Origin of the sequence: Clostridioides sp. ES-S-0005-03 (genome assembly GCF_020658455.1) — a bacterium.
Classification (GTDB): Bacteria; Bacillota; Clostridia; order Peptostreptococcales; family Peptostreptococcaceae; genus Clostridioides.
The window spans coordinates 639,791-655,711 of record NZ_JACVWI010000001.1 but is presented as its reverse complement, the minus strand read 5'-3'; the positions used below and the strand labels follow the sequence as shown (position 1 = coordinate 655,711).

The 15,921-nt window shown below is 27.7% G+C and carries 13 protein-coding genes; 3 read left to right on the top strand and 10 right to left on the bottom strand.

The features are described from left to right. Window positions 1-2: 2 nt before the first annotated feature. The 8 genes from IC218_RS03095 to IC218_RS03060 all read right to left on the bottom strand — a co-directional run bounded on the left by IC218_RS03095 (window position 3) and on the right by IC218_RS03060 (window position 9,795). On the bottom strand, window positions 3-1,241 hold the full coding sequence (locus IC218_RS03095) for a phosphoribosyltransferase family protein (RefSeq protein WP_227823791.1): 1,239 nt from the start codon (window positions 1,239-1,241) through the stop codon (window positions 3-5). Continuing rightward, the gene (locus IC218_RS03090) at window positions 1,219-2,295 is read right to left on the bottom strand and encodes an HpcH/HpaI aldolase/citrate lyase family protein (protein ID WP_227823790.1); all 1,077 of its coding nucleotides are present in this window, start codon (window positions 2,293-2,295) and stop codon (window positions 1,219-1,221) included. The genes IC218_RS03095 and IC218_RS03090 overlap by 23 nt, the downstream gene beginning before the upstream one ends. A 60-nt stretch (window positions 2,296-2,355) precedes the next feature. Further along, a complete protein-coding gene (locus IC218_RS03085; RefSeq protein WP_227433096.1) occupies window positions 2,356-3,492 on the bottom strand; it encodes a toxic anion resistance protein in 1,137 nt (378 codons plus the stop codon). Next, window positions 3,493-5,055 carry a YceG family protein gene (locus IC218_RS03080; RefSeq protein ID WP_227823789.1) on the bottom strand — a complete coding sequence of 521 codons (1,563 nt, stop codon included), beginning with the start codon at window positions 5,053-5,055 and terminating at the stop codon, window positions 3,493-3,495. It abuts the gene before it with no gap. Between the two features lie 84 nt (window positions 5,056-5,139). After that, the gene (locus IC218_RS03075) at window positions 5,140-7,899 is read right to left on the bottom strand and encodes a calcium-translocating P-type ATPase, PMCA-type (protein WP_227823788.1); all 2,760 of its coding nucleotides are present in this window, start codon (window positions 7,897-7,899) and stop codon (window positions 5,140-5,142) included. Continuing rightward, window positions 7,889-8,518, bottom strand: coding sequence for a TerD family protein (locus IC218_RS03070; protein ID WP_227433092.1), 630 nt, complete (start codon window positions 8,516-8,518; stop codon window positions 7,889-7,891). Before IC218_RS03070 ends, IC218_RS03075 begins: the two co-directional genes overlap by 11 nt. Before the next feature lie 85 nt (window positions 8,519-8,603). Next, window positions 8,604-9,182 (bottom strand): TerD family protein, encoded by a 579-nt coding sequence (locus IC218_RS03065; RefSeq protein WP_227433091.1) that lies wholly within the window; start codon window positions 9,180-9,182, stop codon window positions 8,604-8,606. A gap of 34 nt (window positions 9,183-9,216) precedes the next feature. Next, window positions 9,217-9,795, bottom strand: a complete 579-nt coding sequence (locus tag IC218_RS03060) for a TerD family protein (protein WP_227433090.1) — start codon at window positions 9,793-9,795, stop codon at window positions 9,217-9,219. Between the two features lie 329 nt (window positions 9,796-10,124). Between IC218_RS03060 and IC218_RS03055 the strand changes: the two genes are divergently transcribed. Beyond that, a complete protein-coding gene (locus IC218_RS03055) occupies window positions 10,125-11,561 on the top strand; it encodes a trypsin-like peptidase domain-containing protein (protein WP_227482406.1) in 1,437 nt (478 codons plus the stop codon). A 73-nt stretch (window positions 11,562-11,634) separates the two neighbouring features. On the opposite strand, the gene asnB is transcribed toward IC218_RS03055, so the two are convergent. Beyond that, entirely contained in the window at window positions 11,635-13,518 is a 1,884-nt protein-coding gene (asnB, locus tag IC218_RS03050) for an asparagine synthase (glutamine-hydrolyzing) (protein ID WP_227433087.1), read from the bottom strand. A gap of 170 nt (window positions 13,519-13,688) precedes the next feature. Here asnB and IC218_RS03045 point away from each other — a divergent pair, with 170 nt between their 5' ends. Together IC218_RS03045 and IC218_RS03040 are read left to right on the top strand one after the other, a co-directional pair. Next, window positions 13,689-14,393, top strand: a complete 705-nt coding sequence (locus tag IC218_RS03045; protein WP_285891625.1) for a superoxide dismutase — start codon at window positions 13,689-13,691, stop codon at window positions 14,391-14,393. 112 nt (window positions 14,394-14,505) lie between these two features. After that, complete coding sequence (locus tag IC218_RS03040) at window positions 14,506-15,042, top strand: metal-dependent hydrolase (RefSeq protein ID WP_227433086.1); 537 nt, start codon at window positions 14,506-14,508, stop codon at window positions 15,040-15,042. Between the two features lie 128 nt (window positions 15,043-15,170). On the opposite strand, the gene IC218_RS03035 is transcribed toward IC218_RS03040, so the two are convergent. After that, window positions 15,171-15,791, bottom strand: a complete 621-nt coding sequence (locus IC218_RS03035) for a TVP38/TMEM64 family protein (protein WP_227433084.1) — start codon at window positions 15,789-15,791, stop codon at window positions 15,171-15,173. Window positions 15,792-15,921: the final 130 nt, after the last annotated feature.

Below are 15,921 nucleotides of genomic sequence, written 5' to 3'. Positions count from 1 at the left end.
TTTTAGCTACAACATACTATAGTCAATTTTTTTATACTTGTATTTTTAATTATATCAATAAATTCCAGATAAGAATTCTCACTTTTATCTAACTCAACAAATAAATAACACTCAGAAAAATTATGTCTGTCTATGTTGTAAATGTAATTTTGAACATCTAAATTATAAAAACTCTTTAATTTAAACTTACTTCTAATAGGATAATTATTTTTATCAATATTAATTATTGGACTTCTAGTTGTTGAATGATAGTATATATCACATTGATTTTCTTTTTCTTTTGCAAATAACATAGGTATATACATAAATTCTTCAGTGCCTAAAAATAGAACCTTTTCTGCTTTCTTTTTTAAAGATTCTTTACTTTCTATAACTATTTTTTTACTTTCTCTTTTTATAATTTCTTTTAATTTAATTTGTTCTCTTTTGTTAATTCCAAACCTACCTGTATATCTTATATATTTTTTATTTCCAATATAATCTTCTAAATCAACATTGATATGATTTACTATTAAATTTATTTTATCATCCTTCATAATACTCAATTTACTAATATTGCAATTATCATTGTAATTTGCAACAATATCTTCATTTATATCAAAATTAAAGTCTCCTTTAAATAAATACACAAATTCTATTTTACATCCAAGTTCTATTTCTAGACTACTAATTCTTCTTAAATTTTCATCACTTACCCAATTAAGTATAGAACATATAGTATATATTTTTTTAGGATAGATACTTTGAATCTTTCTGATTATATTCATACATGTATTAGCTGTAGTAATTTCATCATCTACCAAAATTACTTCATCGCCAAATTTAAAGTTGTCTAGCATTTCAAAATATAAATTTTGGTCTGTTGCATGAGAATGTTCTTCTAAAAAGTCTAAATTTTCTAGCTCATCAAATTGCTCTCTAGTGGTATGAATAAATTCATAATTTCCAGATAAGTAATCAAAAAAGCTATGCCCAATGGCTGTCCCAGTTTCTGCAAAAGCTATTACAGTTCCATTTGATGCTACCTTATTTTTTTTATTATAAATCGTAGCCATTAGTTTTCCTAAATTATCCATTTCACTTGGCTTACAAGCTAAATGTTTTCCAAGTTTTTTTGATATAAATAAAAAACGTCTTTTGCTGTTATTTCTTATTCCTATATCTAAAAAATCATTTAAATCTAAGTTCAATGGATTATCAACAATGTCAATCTCACAATTAAAATTTAAGCAATTCTTCATAGTCTACTCCTTTATTTAATACACCATATATTTTAGATAAAATCAATGTTTTTTTAGCCCATAAAAAATGAGGATTAGTTTCATTCATTCTCTCACCTAATATGCCTTTACTCACACCATATTTACTATTTGTACTATCAAGTATCTCCAAAGCATCAGTAAAATCTTCATATGATACTGCAGACAAAGCTTGTACAATTTGAATTTGCATTGGATGAATTACTGTCTTTCCAACTAATCCATGAAATTTATCCAATAGTATTTCTTCTATATACTTATTTCTTATCTCTTCATTTGTCATATCAAAAAATTCCGATACACCTCCACTTATTGGTATATCTATCTCTGGTCTTTGAAGATATGTAATTATATCTAATATAAAAGAAGAACAAATTAAATTATTATATATAAAAAAATTTTTATTTCTTCTTATACCATACATACCTAATATGTCAGTTAGACCTATTCTAATACTGAGTATTCTTGATTTATATCTTAAAATAGTATTATATAAACTACTGAAGCTTAATTCTTTGTTTTCTTTATATATGAATTCTCTTGTTTCTATTATTGGAATAACATACATATTTTGAAGACCTATAGAATTCAAAACTTCTATACAGTTTTCAATTAACTCAGAATTTGCTTTAGGAATCAATATTCCTGTTATTGTATTATTGTTTTTAATTATAATCTCTTTAATTCTTAGCAATTGCTCTACATCTTTTATTCTCACAAAAATTAATGGTATACCATCTTTATTAGTTATATTTTCATTGCTAATATTTTTCAAAATCAATTTAAGATTTTCTATAGCCTCAGATTCTCCATTTGCCCCAACAGCATCTTCTAAACAAATAGCTAATGGTCTAACTCCCTTAACATCACCTATAATACTTTTATAAATCATGTTATATTGAGTCGCTGGAACGTATAAAAAAGCACCTAGTGCATATTTCAGTACATCTTTTTCAGTATTGGCATTAAAGTCTTCTGGCACTTTCAAAAAAATTTTCTCTAAATCCTCTTTGCAGATATAATCGAAATATTTCAATGTGTGGCCTCCTCATATACATAGAAAGGGCCAACTTTATCAAAATTAGCCCTTAATATACTACTTATTATAAATTATAGCTGTATTTAATTCTTCTAATCTCTTTGTATTATCCTTAATTGTAACTCTATTATTTTCTTCTATTCTCATAGTTTCATCTATACCAGATTTAATGGTATTGTACATTTTTTCTAATGTCTCTATTTGCACAGAGCTTGTTCCAGCCATTCTAGCTATTTGTGCACTTTGAGAACTTACATTTTGTGCATTTCTAAGCAGTAATTCATTAGTTTTATCATCAAGAGCTTTTAAAGACTTTGCTTGTAATTCTTGCTTTTTAAGTAATATAGCTTGAGATAAACATTGTTTAAATACTGGTAGAGTTACAACAAAGGCACTATTGATTTTTCTAATTAAACCATAGTTATTATGTTGCATACCTCTTAGCATAGGTATAGTCTGAATAGCTATATTTTCTGCTATCCTTAAATCATAGACTCTTTGATTTAACATATCATAGACTTTTAATAGTTCTTGATAGTTGACAATATCCATTTGGTCTCCACTAGTCTCTGATTTTTGTTTGAAATATGGTAGTATTTCATTATCCATTTCTTCTACTGCCATTTCTCCAGCAACAATATATTTTTGAAGTTCATTATAAAAGTCAAAATTTTCATTTAGCATAGCACCAATTTGCTTGTTAGAAAGAGCTATATCTCTTTCATATTGTTCAAGTTCAATTTGAATCTTTTCAACTTCTCCTCCCAGTGTTTCATACTTTTGAAACATCATTTCAATAGCATTATTAGCTTTTTTGAAAAGTTTTTGAACAAAATTTGGTTCCTTAGTTTCTTGAAAATCATCTAAATCAAACTTATCCATTATTTTAGTTAAGTGAACAAGCATCTTAGAATTTTCTTCATTTCTATTTAATTTTATTGTGTTTAATAGGCTATCAGAAACTCTAGCTACTCCTTCAGATGCTTTTCTACCAAATTGTAAAATTGTATCTGGATTTTCTACTTCTATAAGAGAAGTTAAAGCCTCCACCTCTTTAGACTTTCTAAGTTCATTTTTTTTATTATTTGTATATTCCATTATATCAAAATTTTCTTCTTGTATAGTCGTAGGTAAATTTTCAACAGTCTCTACAGAATTATTATCTTTTGAAAAATTATTTATATTTATCCCCATTTAAAATCGTCTCCTCTTGCCAAAAATTTTTTTAAGTAAAGGTATTCCATCTTCAAGTAAGTTCAATTTAAGGTCATATACCATTTTATCCAATCTGTGTATATCAATCAATTGGTTATTTATAACATTTTCTATATTATTTTCTCCGCCTGGAGATAATATAATAATATCAAATCCAATTTTACTAAGTAAAAGCATTAGGAATACAACTTCTTTATCAAACACAATGCTCTTATACATATATATAACCAACTTTGGATTTATGAGAGAGTAATCGAAATTATTCATCATATGAACAAGCTTTTTATCCATATGAAGTACTGTGAATAAGCCTTTTATTTTATCCTCTCCACTTAGTCCATTTAAAAACATGTTGCCTTCTATAAGTTCTTCCACTTTTTCTAAAATCATAATTTGTTGATTTAATGCTAATGTTGAAATAGAATATTCTTTATTATTTAAAACAGAATTTTTATCTATAATACCTTTTGAATTTAATACAAATGATAGGCTAAAAGCTTCTCTTGTAAATTCTTTTGAAAATCTATCTATCTCTCCATTAAATTCAATAAATGTTGAACTTTCTGAATCTCTTAATAAATCTAAAAACTTAATGTATTCATTTTTATCATTATATATTCCATTGATTTTAGAAAAGAAAACTGGAGTTTCTACTATAATATCATTAAACTTAAATCCTGGTCTCAATTTTAATGGCTGATTCCAATATATTGATATTTCATCAATAGTTGAACTTAAAAGCAAGCTTTTTATTTTTCTATCTTGAAGTTGCCAGGGTTTTATAAATCCAGCATCATTTAACAATTCTTCACTTATTCTTTTTGATGCTTCTGCTCCAACAGTAAAAGCTTTTTTTACAGAGCCTTTATCTATCTTTTCACCTGAAACAACTCTATCTTCAAAAGAAACATTTTCTTCTATTATATTAGCCTCTTCTAATTCTATCTTATATTTCTCTAAATTTAAGATACTTATATTACTCTTTGAGTTTGGATTAAGGTATAATATATCAAATCCTGCTAAGTACAATATTAAAAGTAGATAGACTTCATGCTTTTTTATGTCTCCATAAAATATTATTTTTGGAGCATCATTTTTATTTATATCTAAGGCACCAATATAAGTCTTTATCCATGCCATTATTTTCACTATAAAATTTTGTTTAACTCTATCATTAGTAAAATCTTTTTCTTCCTCTTTTAATACTTTATCTATTGCTTGCTTTATTTTATAATCTATTTCTTCAAACCCTAAAATACTTATGTCTACATCTTCTGTACTGTTTTTATAATTTTTAAGCCCATTTTTAAAATAATTAATAATGTCAAAATCACTAGGATTTGCTATAGCATCAGTAAATAAGGCAATATCTTTTCTACTATCAATATTTTGCTTCGCCTTAAATATTTCAAGATTATACAAAATCTCATCTTCTAAACCAATATATGAAATAAAATAACTTAGATATCCCTTTGAAGGAGTGTAATTTCCTCTATCTGATTGGCTGGAGAATATTTTTTCAAATACCTTTGAGTCACCCATAATTATCCTCCCAATTTAATTGTTTATTGATAACTGACTCAAAATATATATTTTGAGCCAGTTTGTTTTTTTATAAAATTTGTTTTAAGCTGTTTTCTTTGGTTTTACTAATCTTATTACACACTTTACAACTTCATTGACTACAACTACACTTGCTGCAACACATAAAACTTTTACCCATGTCATAACATCCATAGCTACAGAATTAAAGAAATCTTGGAATAACTGAGTAAATATTACTTGTGCAATACCTGTTAAAACTATTATTTGTAATGCTAGTTTATTATGTGTAAAGTTTGGAAAAATACTATCTGCACTAAATTCTCTACAGTTAAATGCATTAAATAATGCACTAAAAGCAAATAACGCAAACATTACAGTTCCCTTATGAGCTTCATCAACACCTAAGAAGTTAAATGTAGATTGTAACATTAGTATTGCTGTTATATAGAATGCATTTAATACTATTGTATATACCATTGACTTAGAAATTATATTTGCTTTTCTATCAACAGGTTTTCTATTTAATACGTGGTCTCTAACAGGCTCTAAACCTAATGCTAGTGCTGGTGGCCCATCCATAATTATATTTACCCACAACAATTGTATTGTTGTAAATGGCATTTCTTGTCCCATAACCTGAGATATTATAGCCACTAAAAATGCAATTACATTTACTGTTAATTGGAATTGAACAAATCTTTGGAAGTTATCATAAATTCCTCTACCCCATTTAATACCTTTTACAATAGTGCTAAAACTATCATCAGTTAAAATTATATCTGCTGCACTTTTTGATACTTCTGTACCAGATATACCCATTGCTATACCAACATCTGCCTTTGAAAGCGCTGGGGCATCATTTATCCCATCACCTGTTACAGCAACAACATCTCCACTCTTTTGAAGAGCTGAAACTATTCTCATTTTACTATCTGGCTTACTTCTTGCAACAATCGAAATAGTTTGTATTTCTTGTTTTAATTCTTCATCATCTAAAGTATCTATATATGAAGCTTCAACTGCTCTCATATTTCCTTTTAATAGACCTAACTCTTCACCTATAGCTCTTGCTGTATTTATATTGTCTCCTGTAAGCATTTTTACAGAAACACCAGCTTTATTTGCTGTATTCACTGATTCTATAACATCTTTTCTAAGTGGGTCTCTTATACCAACAAATCCACTAAATACTAAATTACTTTCCATTGCACTTACATTCATAGAATCACTTTCAGCAGTTACTGCTGCTTCTTCTTCAGCTTGGGAAATTTCTTTATATGCAAAACCTAAGGTTCTCATTGATTTTACTTGTAATTTTTTTATTTCTTCTAAAATCTCATGTTTTATACCTTCAGTTATTGGAACTATGTCTTTACCTCTTTGAATGTGTGAACATAGCTCAAGCAATACTTCTGGTGCTCCTTTTGATAACAACACATGATTATTATCTTGACCTATGACAGATGTCATTCTCTTTGAATCAGAAGTAAAAGGATTTTGAGCTACTATATTAGATTCTTTTCTAACTTGTCTGTAATCTACATTTTTATAATATAGAAGTAATGCACATTCTGTAGCACTTCCTAGGTACTTAACATCATTATCATTATGCTCTACATCAGCTGTAGAGTTTATCATACAGTTTTCTTCAAAATAACTATTTATTTCTTCTTCTGAGCTCTCAATATATCTTCCATCAATATATGCAACTTCTACTGTCATTCTATTTTCTGTTAATGTACCAGTTTTATCTGAACATATTACAGAAACAGAACCTATAGTTTCACAAGCTTCTTTTTTGGTAACTAAGGCATTTATTTTAGCCATTTTTTGCATTGTTATTGCAAGTGTCATATTTATCATAGTTGGCAGACCTTCTGGAACTGCTGCAACTATCAATGCAACACATACTGTAAAGGCTGTTTTAACAGGGTCTATTGATTCTAAAAATGGTAAAATTCCAGACATATCAACATTTAATACATTCTTACTTACCATTTGGAAAACCATGAATATAAATAATAGTCCTGCTACTGCACTGGAAACTTTAGCTATCAATCCACCTAAATTTCCAAGCTTTATCTGAAGTGGAGTTTGCTCATCTGCATCTGATAAGTTTTGAGCAATTTTACCCATTTCACTGCTATCTCCAATTGAAGTTACAACTAATATTCCTCTACCATAAGCAACAAGTGTACCACCAAATACCATATTTATTTGTTTTGCAGGAATTGGTTCTTGTACCACTAGTGCTCCTTTAGATTCTATTTCTTCCATTGGAACTACTACATCACATTTTTTAGATACATCATCTGATTCTCCTGTTAACATATCTTCTCTAATTTTAAGATTTATAGTTTCTATAAGTCTACCATCAGCAGGTACCATATCACCAGTTTCAATATATACTATATCTCCTGGTACTAGTTCATTCTTAGAAATTTGATGTATTTCTCCATCTCTTAGTACTTTAACTTCAATATTTTCAGTCATCTTAGAAAGAGCATCTGCTGCTTTCTTAGAACGACCTTCTGTAATCATACCTATTGCTATACCTATTGCTATAGCTCCTACAATCCCTATTGCATCATGAGTTTCTCCAATTACTGCACTTACTACTGCTGCAATAATTAAAATAACTATCATTGGTTCACTTAAACTGTCTTTTAAATCATCCCAAAAGCTTCCTTCCTCTTTTGGTGTAAATTCATTTAAACCATACTTTTCTCTTCTAGTCTTGACTTCTGATTCTGATAGACCTCTATCAGGGTTAACAGATAAGTCTTTAGTTACGTCTTCTTTGTCAACATTATAATATTTGATATCGTTATTAAATTCCATATACACACTCAATCCTGTCTAAATTTTGCATTACTTCTTTAAGACCCGCATCTTTTGTTCCTTCACCTATTGCTTTAAACTGCCAACTTCCATCTTTTCTATATATAACCCCTACTATAAGAGTAGTTTTTTCTGAATAATTATCAGATAAATTATACTTTGCTATTTCCTTTTTATTGCTTTGGTCCTCAACTCTTATATAGGCATTTTTTATCATCCCAAAGTGTTGTTTTCTGTCTATACAATTGTATATATTTACTACAAATAATAATCTGTGAATATTTGATGGAACTTTATCTAAATTAACTAGAATTTGTTCATCATCACCCACACCTTCACCAGTTAAGTTATCTCCTGTATGTAAAACTGACTTACAGGCACTCTTTAAATTTCCAAAATAAATTAAGTCTTTTATACCACTTAATTTTCCTTCCTGATTTAGCATAAATACAGATGCATCGCAATCTATATCAGCTTGTCCTCCACCAAATAAAGACTTAAGGAATCCTCCACCTGCCTGTTGCACAGGGTCCCATCCTAGGCCCACAAGTATATTACTCAATCCTGGGTTGGATTTTTTTAAATCTATTTTATCACCCTTTGATAAATTAATTGACATACTAAACCTCCATAAAATTTTATATAATATAACCTATACATTATTTGTATAGGCTACTTATATTTAATATACTGTGTTACTCATACTAAACACTTAATCCATAGTTTCTGCAAAGTGCTTCTAAGCCACCTTCAAATCCTGCTCCAACTGCACTAAACTTCCATTCTCCATTATATTTATATATCTCACATACTGTAATTGCAGTCTCTATACTAAATTCTTCACCTAAGTCATATCTTAATATTTCTTGGTCATTTTCAGAGTTTAAAACTCTTATATATGAGTTGCTTACTTGTCCAAAGTTTTGTTTTCTTTCAGCAGCTTCATATATTGTAACTGTTACAGCTATTTTTTGTATATGCTTTGGCATTGTATCTAAGTTTACTAATATTTCTTCGTCATCTCCATCACCTTCACCAGTTCTATTATCACCTAAATGCTCAACTGCTCCAGATGGATGTTTTAAATTATTATAGAATATAAAATCTTCATCTCTTTCAACTCTTTGAGATTCTCCTACCATAAAAACACTGACATCTAAATCGTAATCATATCCACTATCAAATGAATTTGTATCCCATCCTAGTCCAAGTCTAATATTTTTAAGTCCTGGATTTCCCTTAGTTAAATCAATTTTTTGTCCTTTTTTTAATACTATAGCCATGGAAAATACCCCCTCTAGTTTATTGTATTTAAAATTATAAGTTTATTCCAAAGTTTCCACATAACGCAGCAAGTCCACCTTCAAAACCAGAACCTAGTGCGTTAAATTTCCATTCTCCATTGTGTTTATATATTTCAGCTACTACTATAGCTGTCTCTATACTAAAATCTTCACCTAATTCATACTTTATTAGCTCTTCATTTGTATCTTTATCTACTATTCTTATATAAGAATTACTTACTTGCCCAAAATTTTGTGTTCTTTCTGTAGCATCATGAATTGTAACTGTAAAAGAAATTTTGCTTATTTCTCCAGGAATCTTAGATAAATCAACAACTATTTGCTCATCATCTCCATCACCTTCACCAGTTCTATTATCACCTAAATGTTCAACTGCTCCAGAAGTATGCTTTAAATTGTTGTAAAATACAAAATCTCCATCATTAGTAACACTTCCACTTGCTCCTGTTAAAAATGCTGCTGTATCTAAGTCAAAGTCAAATCCACCATCATACTTGTTAGTGTCCCATCCTAACCCTACTAAAATATTTTTAAGCCCTGGGTTTCCCTTAGTTAAATCAACCTTTTGGCCTTTTGATAATGTTATACCCATAATTTATCGCTCCCTTGTTAATTTTAGCTAAACAAATCTTGCTAATTATTTATCTTTTTCTTTAATCATATTATAACATTTTTTATTCATTTGTGAATAAAACTTACTTGATATTTTTAAAATATAATTAAAAAAATGTTTATATTTCTTACTTTTTACATAGATTTTACATATTTTTTTAAATAGATAAAATCTATGTTTAATATGTAATTATATATCATTTATATATACAAGTATACATTTTATTTTGAAACTACAAAATTCTTTGTACTATATTGTTTTAAGATGTTTTATAATAGATTATATCATCTTATTAGAGGAGAAAAAATATGATTTGTACTATTAAACCATTAAAAGTTGTAATAAAGAACTCAAAAGAGCCTTTAAATGAATTTATGTCTAGTAAGTCTTATACAAATAAGAGTTCTTCTTATATTAAAGAAGTCTACTTTACACGATATATAGGTATTGATAATTCGATTGATAAATACATAAAAAACATCAAAAATATAGATGCTCATTTTTTTAACAATATAACAGTTCCCTATATTAGGCTAAACAACTTAAATATAAATTTTGATAAATCACAAACAGATAAGATGCTCAATACTTTCAATACTTATAATGATGCTAAATTTAACAGTTGGAATTTATACAATATTGAATTTCCTTGTAAGATAGAAAATGATACATTAGATTGGACAAAAAAAATTGCATTTAAAAATACATTAGATTTGTTTTCTAAAAACACACCACATTCAACACCTTCTATTGTTAAAAATTTTGCTGTTAAACTTTTATGTTGGATAGATTATTTTCTACCTAAATTATTTTATAATAAAATTAAAATTACTGTTTCACCCAAGGTAGTGTATTTTGGAAATATTAAGAGACAGGAACTTTTTTTCTTATATTTTTTATCACAGCTTGGATGTGATATTTTATATATAAATCCTCATAAGGATATCCTTGATTTGTATCCTGAATGTTCTAGATTTTCTACTTTAGTTGAATTTTCTAAAAAAAGTCCAACTATGCTAGATATACCTTTGGAAAAATTAAATACAGATATAAATAAGAACATCAATAATAACAAAACTTATACTCCTATAAATAAACCTCAATCTGAACAAACTTCTGTTGACACAAACTTTACATCTACAAAAAATAAAAAAGATAAAGAAATAGAACTTACATATGAAGAACTCGCAAAATTATCAACTTCCGTTGTTATGATTGTTGTGTGTGATAATGAAAACAAACCATTCAAGAGCGGTTCTGGAGTAGTCATAAATAGTGAAGGTTACATACTTACAAATCTCCATGTAGTTAATGAAGGCTATTCATTTTTAGTTAGATTTGAAAATGATGATAAAGTTTATACATCACATCAAATCATAAAATACCACTCAGATTATGATTTGGCTGTAATAAAAGTTGATAGAGAATGTAAATCAATACCAGTCAAGGTTAGTAAAAAACCTGTAAGAGGCCAAAAAATAGTTGCAATTGGAAGCCCTTTAGGTCTTTTCAATACAGTTTCAGATGGAATTATCTCTGCTTTTCGTGACTTTGAAACAGTTCAAATGATACAATTTACAGCTCCAATCTCTAGTGGTAGTTCTGGAGGGGCTCTTTTAGATATGTTTGGCAATTTACTGGGATTAATTTCTGCTGGATATGATGATGGACAAAACTTAAATCTAGCAGTGGAAAGTCATCTTGTCAAAATATTTGCCAATAATTTTATCGAAATAATAAACTAATTTACTCTTTCTTCATACCAATAGAGAGGGTGAGAACATTATATATGTTCGCCCTCTCCATATCATGAAAAAATTAATACTTGATGTTTTTATGCTCTATAAACAATTGATGCCATAGACAAAATGTAAATATAGTCCATATTTTCCTTGAATTATCTTTGTGACCTTTTAGATGTTCATCTAAAAGTTTTATTATATATTTTTTATCAATAAACTCGTCTACATTTGCATTGGAAATAGTTTCTCTTACAACAACTCCTAAATCATCTTTTAACCAAACTCTTATTGGCGTTGGAAATCCTAATTTTTTTCTCTGAATAACATGCTCTGGTACTATATCTTTAAAAGATTCTCTAAGTAGCACTTTTGTGTTATTTTTTGTTATTTTTTGTTCAACTCTTAAATTTTTTGCTACATCAAATACATCTTTATCTAAAAAAGGTACTCTAAGTTCTAGATGCTCAGCTACAGAAAATTTATCAACTTTTTGAAGTATATCACCTTGAAGCCATGTATTTACATCTATATGTTGCATTTTACTTATATAATCGTAATTATTTTTCTGCGCTTCTCTGTACAAATTTGATAATAAATACTCATGTATATTTTTTTCCTTATATTTAAAAAAGAATCTTTTTACTTCATTATTTTCAAAAATCTTCGCATTTCCTATATATCTCTTTTCTAAAGGTGTTGTAGCTCTGTAAAGATAATTTTTGCCTTTTATATTAGGCATAAGCTCTGAAACTCTATTTAATACGCCTCTAATATACACTGGTGAATTTATAACTGATTTCACATTATTATATTCCTTGTATACATTATATCCCCCGAATAATTCATCAGCACCTTCTCCAGACAAAGCTATTTTAACATATTTACTAGCTTCTTTAATTAAAAAATAAAGACCTACTCCTGATGGGTCTGCCACAGGGTCATCCAAAAAATAAATTACACTCGGTAATGCTTTTATATAGTCATCTTGTGTTATGTTGAGTGGAATGTTTTCTATACCCAATTTATCAGCTGTTTTTTTAGCTATTTCCAATTCACTATACCCTTTAACATTAAAACCTAGCGAAAAAGACTTTATATTTGGATTAATTTGTGAAGCTATAGAGGTTATAATTGATGAATCTATACCACCAGACAAAAATGTCCCAATTTGTTTATTTTCTGCTACCTGTCTTCTTACCGAATCTATTACTACATTTCTTATTTCTTCTTCGCCTATATCTCTATTCCCTAAATGATTCTTACTGTAAAAAAATTTTGTACTACTTCTAAATTCAAGTTTATTGTATCTCTTTAAAGATAGTATTCCGTTTTCCACTCTAAAAAAATGTCCTGCTGGTATCAATCTTATTCCTTGTATCATAGTATCTTCAGGAAGAACATATTGAAACGAAAAATAACTCTGTAAACTTCGTTCATTTATGTTTAGTTTTTTAACATACTCGAGTATAAATTTATATTCTGATGCAAAGATTATCACTTTTTCTTTATTTATATAGTAAAGTGGTTTTATTCCAAATAAATCTCTTGCCCCAAATATGCTTTCATTTTCTTTATCATATATTATAAAGCTAAACATACCTTTTATCTTATGTACACAATTTTTTCCAAATGCTATATAAGATGTTAATAAGATTTCAATATCACTATCTGTAGCAAAGCTGTACCCTTTTTTAATCAATTCTTCTTTTATCTCACAACTATTATATATTTCACCATTTAAAACTATAACCTTTCCATCTTTTTCAAATGGTTTAACTCCATGTATAACATCTATTACATCAAATCTATTAAAATCAAACTCTTTTTCCTCACCTTTTAAGTATCCTCTACTATCAAGACTTATATGATTTATATTATTTACAGATTCTTTTATTTTAAATTTAATATCTTCTTTTTTAGATATATCTCCTTTATAATAAATTGAAATATTGCCACACATATTATCAAATTTCCTTCCTAATTTTTAGTGTTATCCTTATTTCATAGTTTTGTCTTTGCCTTCAAAACTTATTCAATTTTAAAAAAATTACTATCAAATTTTTATAAATTATCTGCTAATCTTTCATAATTTTTTAATTTCTAGAAATACTATATTAGGAGGTGATTTTTATGAAGAAAAAAATGTTAATACCAGTTATTATGTCTTTATTTATACTTTCACAGTGTATAACTTTATTTGCTTTTACACCCGAAAATAACAAGTTTAAGGTTAAACCATTACCTTATGCTTATGATGCACTTGAGCCATATATAGATAAAGAAACTATGATTTTACATCATGATAAACATTATCAGGCTTATGTTGATAAGTTAAATGCAGCTCTTGAAAAATATCCTGAGCTTTATAATTATTCTTTATGTGAATTATTACAAAACTTAGATTCTTTGCCTAAAGACATTGCTACAACAGTAAGAAATAATGCAGGTGGTGCTTACAATCATAAATTCTTTTTTGATATAATGACTCCTGAGAAAACTATACCTTCTGAATCTTTAAAAGCAGCTATCGACAGAGATTTTGGTTCTTTTGAAAAATTCAAAGAAGAATTCCAAAAAGCAGCTTTAGATGTTTTTGGTTCTGGTTGGGCTTGGCTGGTAGCCACTAAAGATGGTAAATTGTCCATTATAACTACTCCAAACCAAGATAGCCCTGTAAGTAAAAACTTGACTCCTATCATAGGTCTTGATGTTTGGGAACATGCTTACTATTTAAAATATCAAAACAGAAGAAATGAATATATTAACAACTGGTTTAATGTAGTTAATTGGAATGGAGCTTTAGAAAATTACAAAAATTTAAAATCTCAAGAGTAATTAAATATTAAAATCCTTTTGAAAAAAACTTATGTTTGCTATATAATATAATAAAAGATAGTCTAAATTTACCAATATTGTGTTTATAGTGACGATTCAGGAGGATTTTTATATGATAAAAGAAACACATGAAAGGGGAGGATATATATTAGCGCTTTTGATACTCCCCTTTATAAATAATATATATTTAGTCAAATACGATACTACATATAAAATAGTATTAATTATAATCTATATCTATTTTGCATATTTAGGTTCATTGTTTCCAGATATAGATATGAGAGGTTCTTACATAAGTAAAAAATTCATATTAATTTACAAATTATTTGGAAGTAGGTTTAGACACAGAGGGTTTACCCATAGTCTTCTTGCATTATTACTCATTAGTAGTTTTTTTAAGTCTCTAACAATCTTTACCAACAACAATATAGTTTTTTCATGTCTGTCTAGTGGATTTATAATAGGATATTTTTCTCACATGTGTCTTGACCTTATTACCAAAGAAGGTATCGAATTGTTTTTTCCCATTACTATAAACATTTCCTTACTCCCTATAAAAACTAGTTCAAAAACAGAAAAATTCATATCTAAACTTTTAAACTTCATAGTTATTTTTTTAATCGGATATCAATTTTACATTTTATTTTAATGTATTTTTATAGCTACATATTTATAAATTAATTAAATAAATTAAAAAAATTGTCTTAAAAGAATACTTTTAAATTTAATTTTTATTTAAATCTAATTCTTTTAAGACAATTTTAATTTTTTGACAAGTTAAATTCTTTTGTTATCTCTATCATTATCGTGTTTTTTATGATGAAATTCATAGTTATGATTTTCAAGGTTTTTATTAACTTTACTTCCAATCTTCCATGATAAAAATACTAATAGTATAAATGATGCTATCTTTAGTGGACTTGTTATAAATCCTTCTATATCACTTGCCACATAACTTATTACTATAAACATTACAAATTTTCCTGCCAACATTGCTGGAACAAAATCTTTTATATCTTTTTTACAAAAAGCTGATGCAACAGTAACTAAACACCCAGGCATAAATGGACAAGCATATGCTATAAATAGCAGTTTAAATCCCTGTTTGTCCATCCAACTTATTGCTCTTTCAGTTTTACTATTTCTCAACTTATTAAAAAGTCTACTATCAGTAAATCTACTTATTAATAAAAATAATGAGGTTGTCCCAAGCCCTGAGCCAATCCATGATAGCAAACACCCAAGTAATAACCCTTGTATAGCAGCATTTGCTGTAACTATCGCCACAAGTGGTAAGGCTGGTATAAAGCTTTCTATAAATGCACTTAATAAACCAATTATTGTGGCTAACACCCAATAGTTTTGAGTTAAATCAAGTAATTCTTGTATATACTGCATATTGCTTTTCCCCTTTTTTAACTTTAACTATTATTATATACTCTATATTGCTATTACATACCAATTTCAAAAAGGAATCTAATATTCAAAAGTAAATAATTTATGTAAATTTACAGTTAAGGTATCTTTA

Excerpts from the sequence above, each read along its gene's own strand:
- IC218_RS03060 (WP_227433090.1), bottom strand. The coding sequence starts at position 9,795 with ATGGGTATAACATTATCAAAAGGCCAAAAGGTTGATTTAACTAAGGGA.
- IC218_RS03095 (WP_227823791.1), bottom strand. The coding sequence starts at position 1,241 with ATGAAGAATTGCTTAAATTTTAATTGTGAGATTGACATTGTTGATAAT.
- IC218_RS03080 (WP_227823789.1), bottom strand. The coding sequence starts at position 5,055 with ATGGGTGACTCAAAGGTATTTGAAAAAATATTCTCCAGCCAATCAGAT.
- IC218_RS03070 (WP_227433092.1), bottom strand. The coding sequence starts at position 8,518 with ATGTCAATTAATTTATCAAAGGGTGATAAAATAGATTTAAAAAAATCC.
- IC218_RS03040 (WP_227433086.1), top strand. The coding sequence starts at position 14,506 with ATGATAAAAGAAACACATGAAAGGGGAGGATATATATTAGCGCTTTTG.
- IC218_RS03085 (WP_227433096.1), bottom strand. The coding sequence starts at position 3,492 with ATGGGGATAAATATAAATAATTTTTCAAAAGATAATAATTCTGTAGAG.
- IC218_RS03055 (WP_227482406.1), top strand. The coding sequence starts at position 10,125 with ATGATTTGTACTATTAAACCATTAAAAGTTGTAATAAAGAACTCAAAA.
- IC218_RS03035 (WP_227433084.1), bottom strand. The coding sequence starts at position 15,791 with ATGCAGTATATACAAGAATTACTTGATTTAACTCAAAACTATTGGGTG.
- IC218_RS03075 (WP_227823788.1), bottom strand. The coding sequence starts at position 7,899 with ATGGAATTTAATAACGATATCAAATATTATAATGTTGACAAAGAAGAC.
- IC218_RS03065 (WP_227433091.1), bottom strand. The coding sequence starts at position 9,182 with ATGGCTATAGTATTAAAAAAAGGACAAAAAATTGATTTAACTAAGGGA.
- IC218_RS03045 (WP_285891625.1), top strand. The coding sequence starts at position 13,689 with ATGAAGAAAAAAATGTTAATACCAGTTATTATGTCTTTATTTATACTT.
- asnB (WP_227433087.1), bottom strand. The coding sequence starts at position 13,518 with ATGTGTGGCAATATTTCAATTTATTATAAAGGAGATATATCTAAAAAA.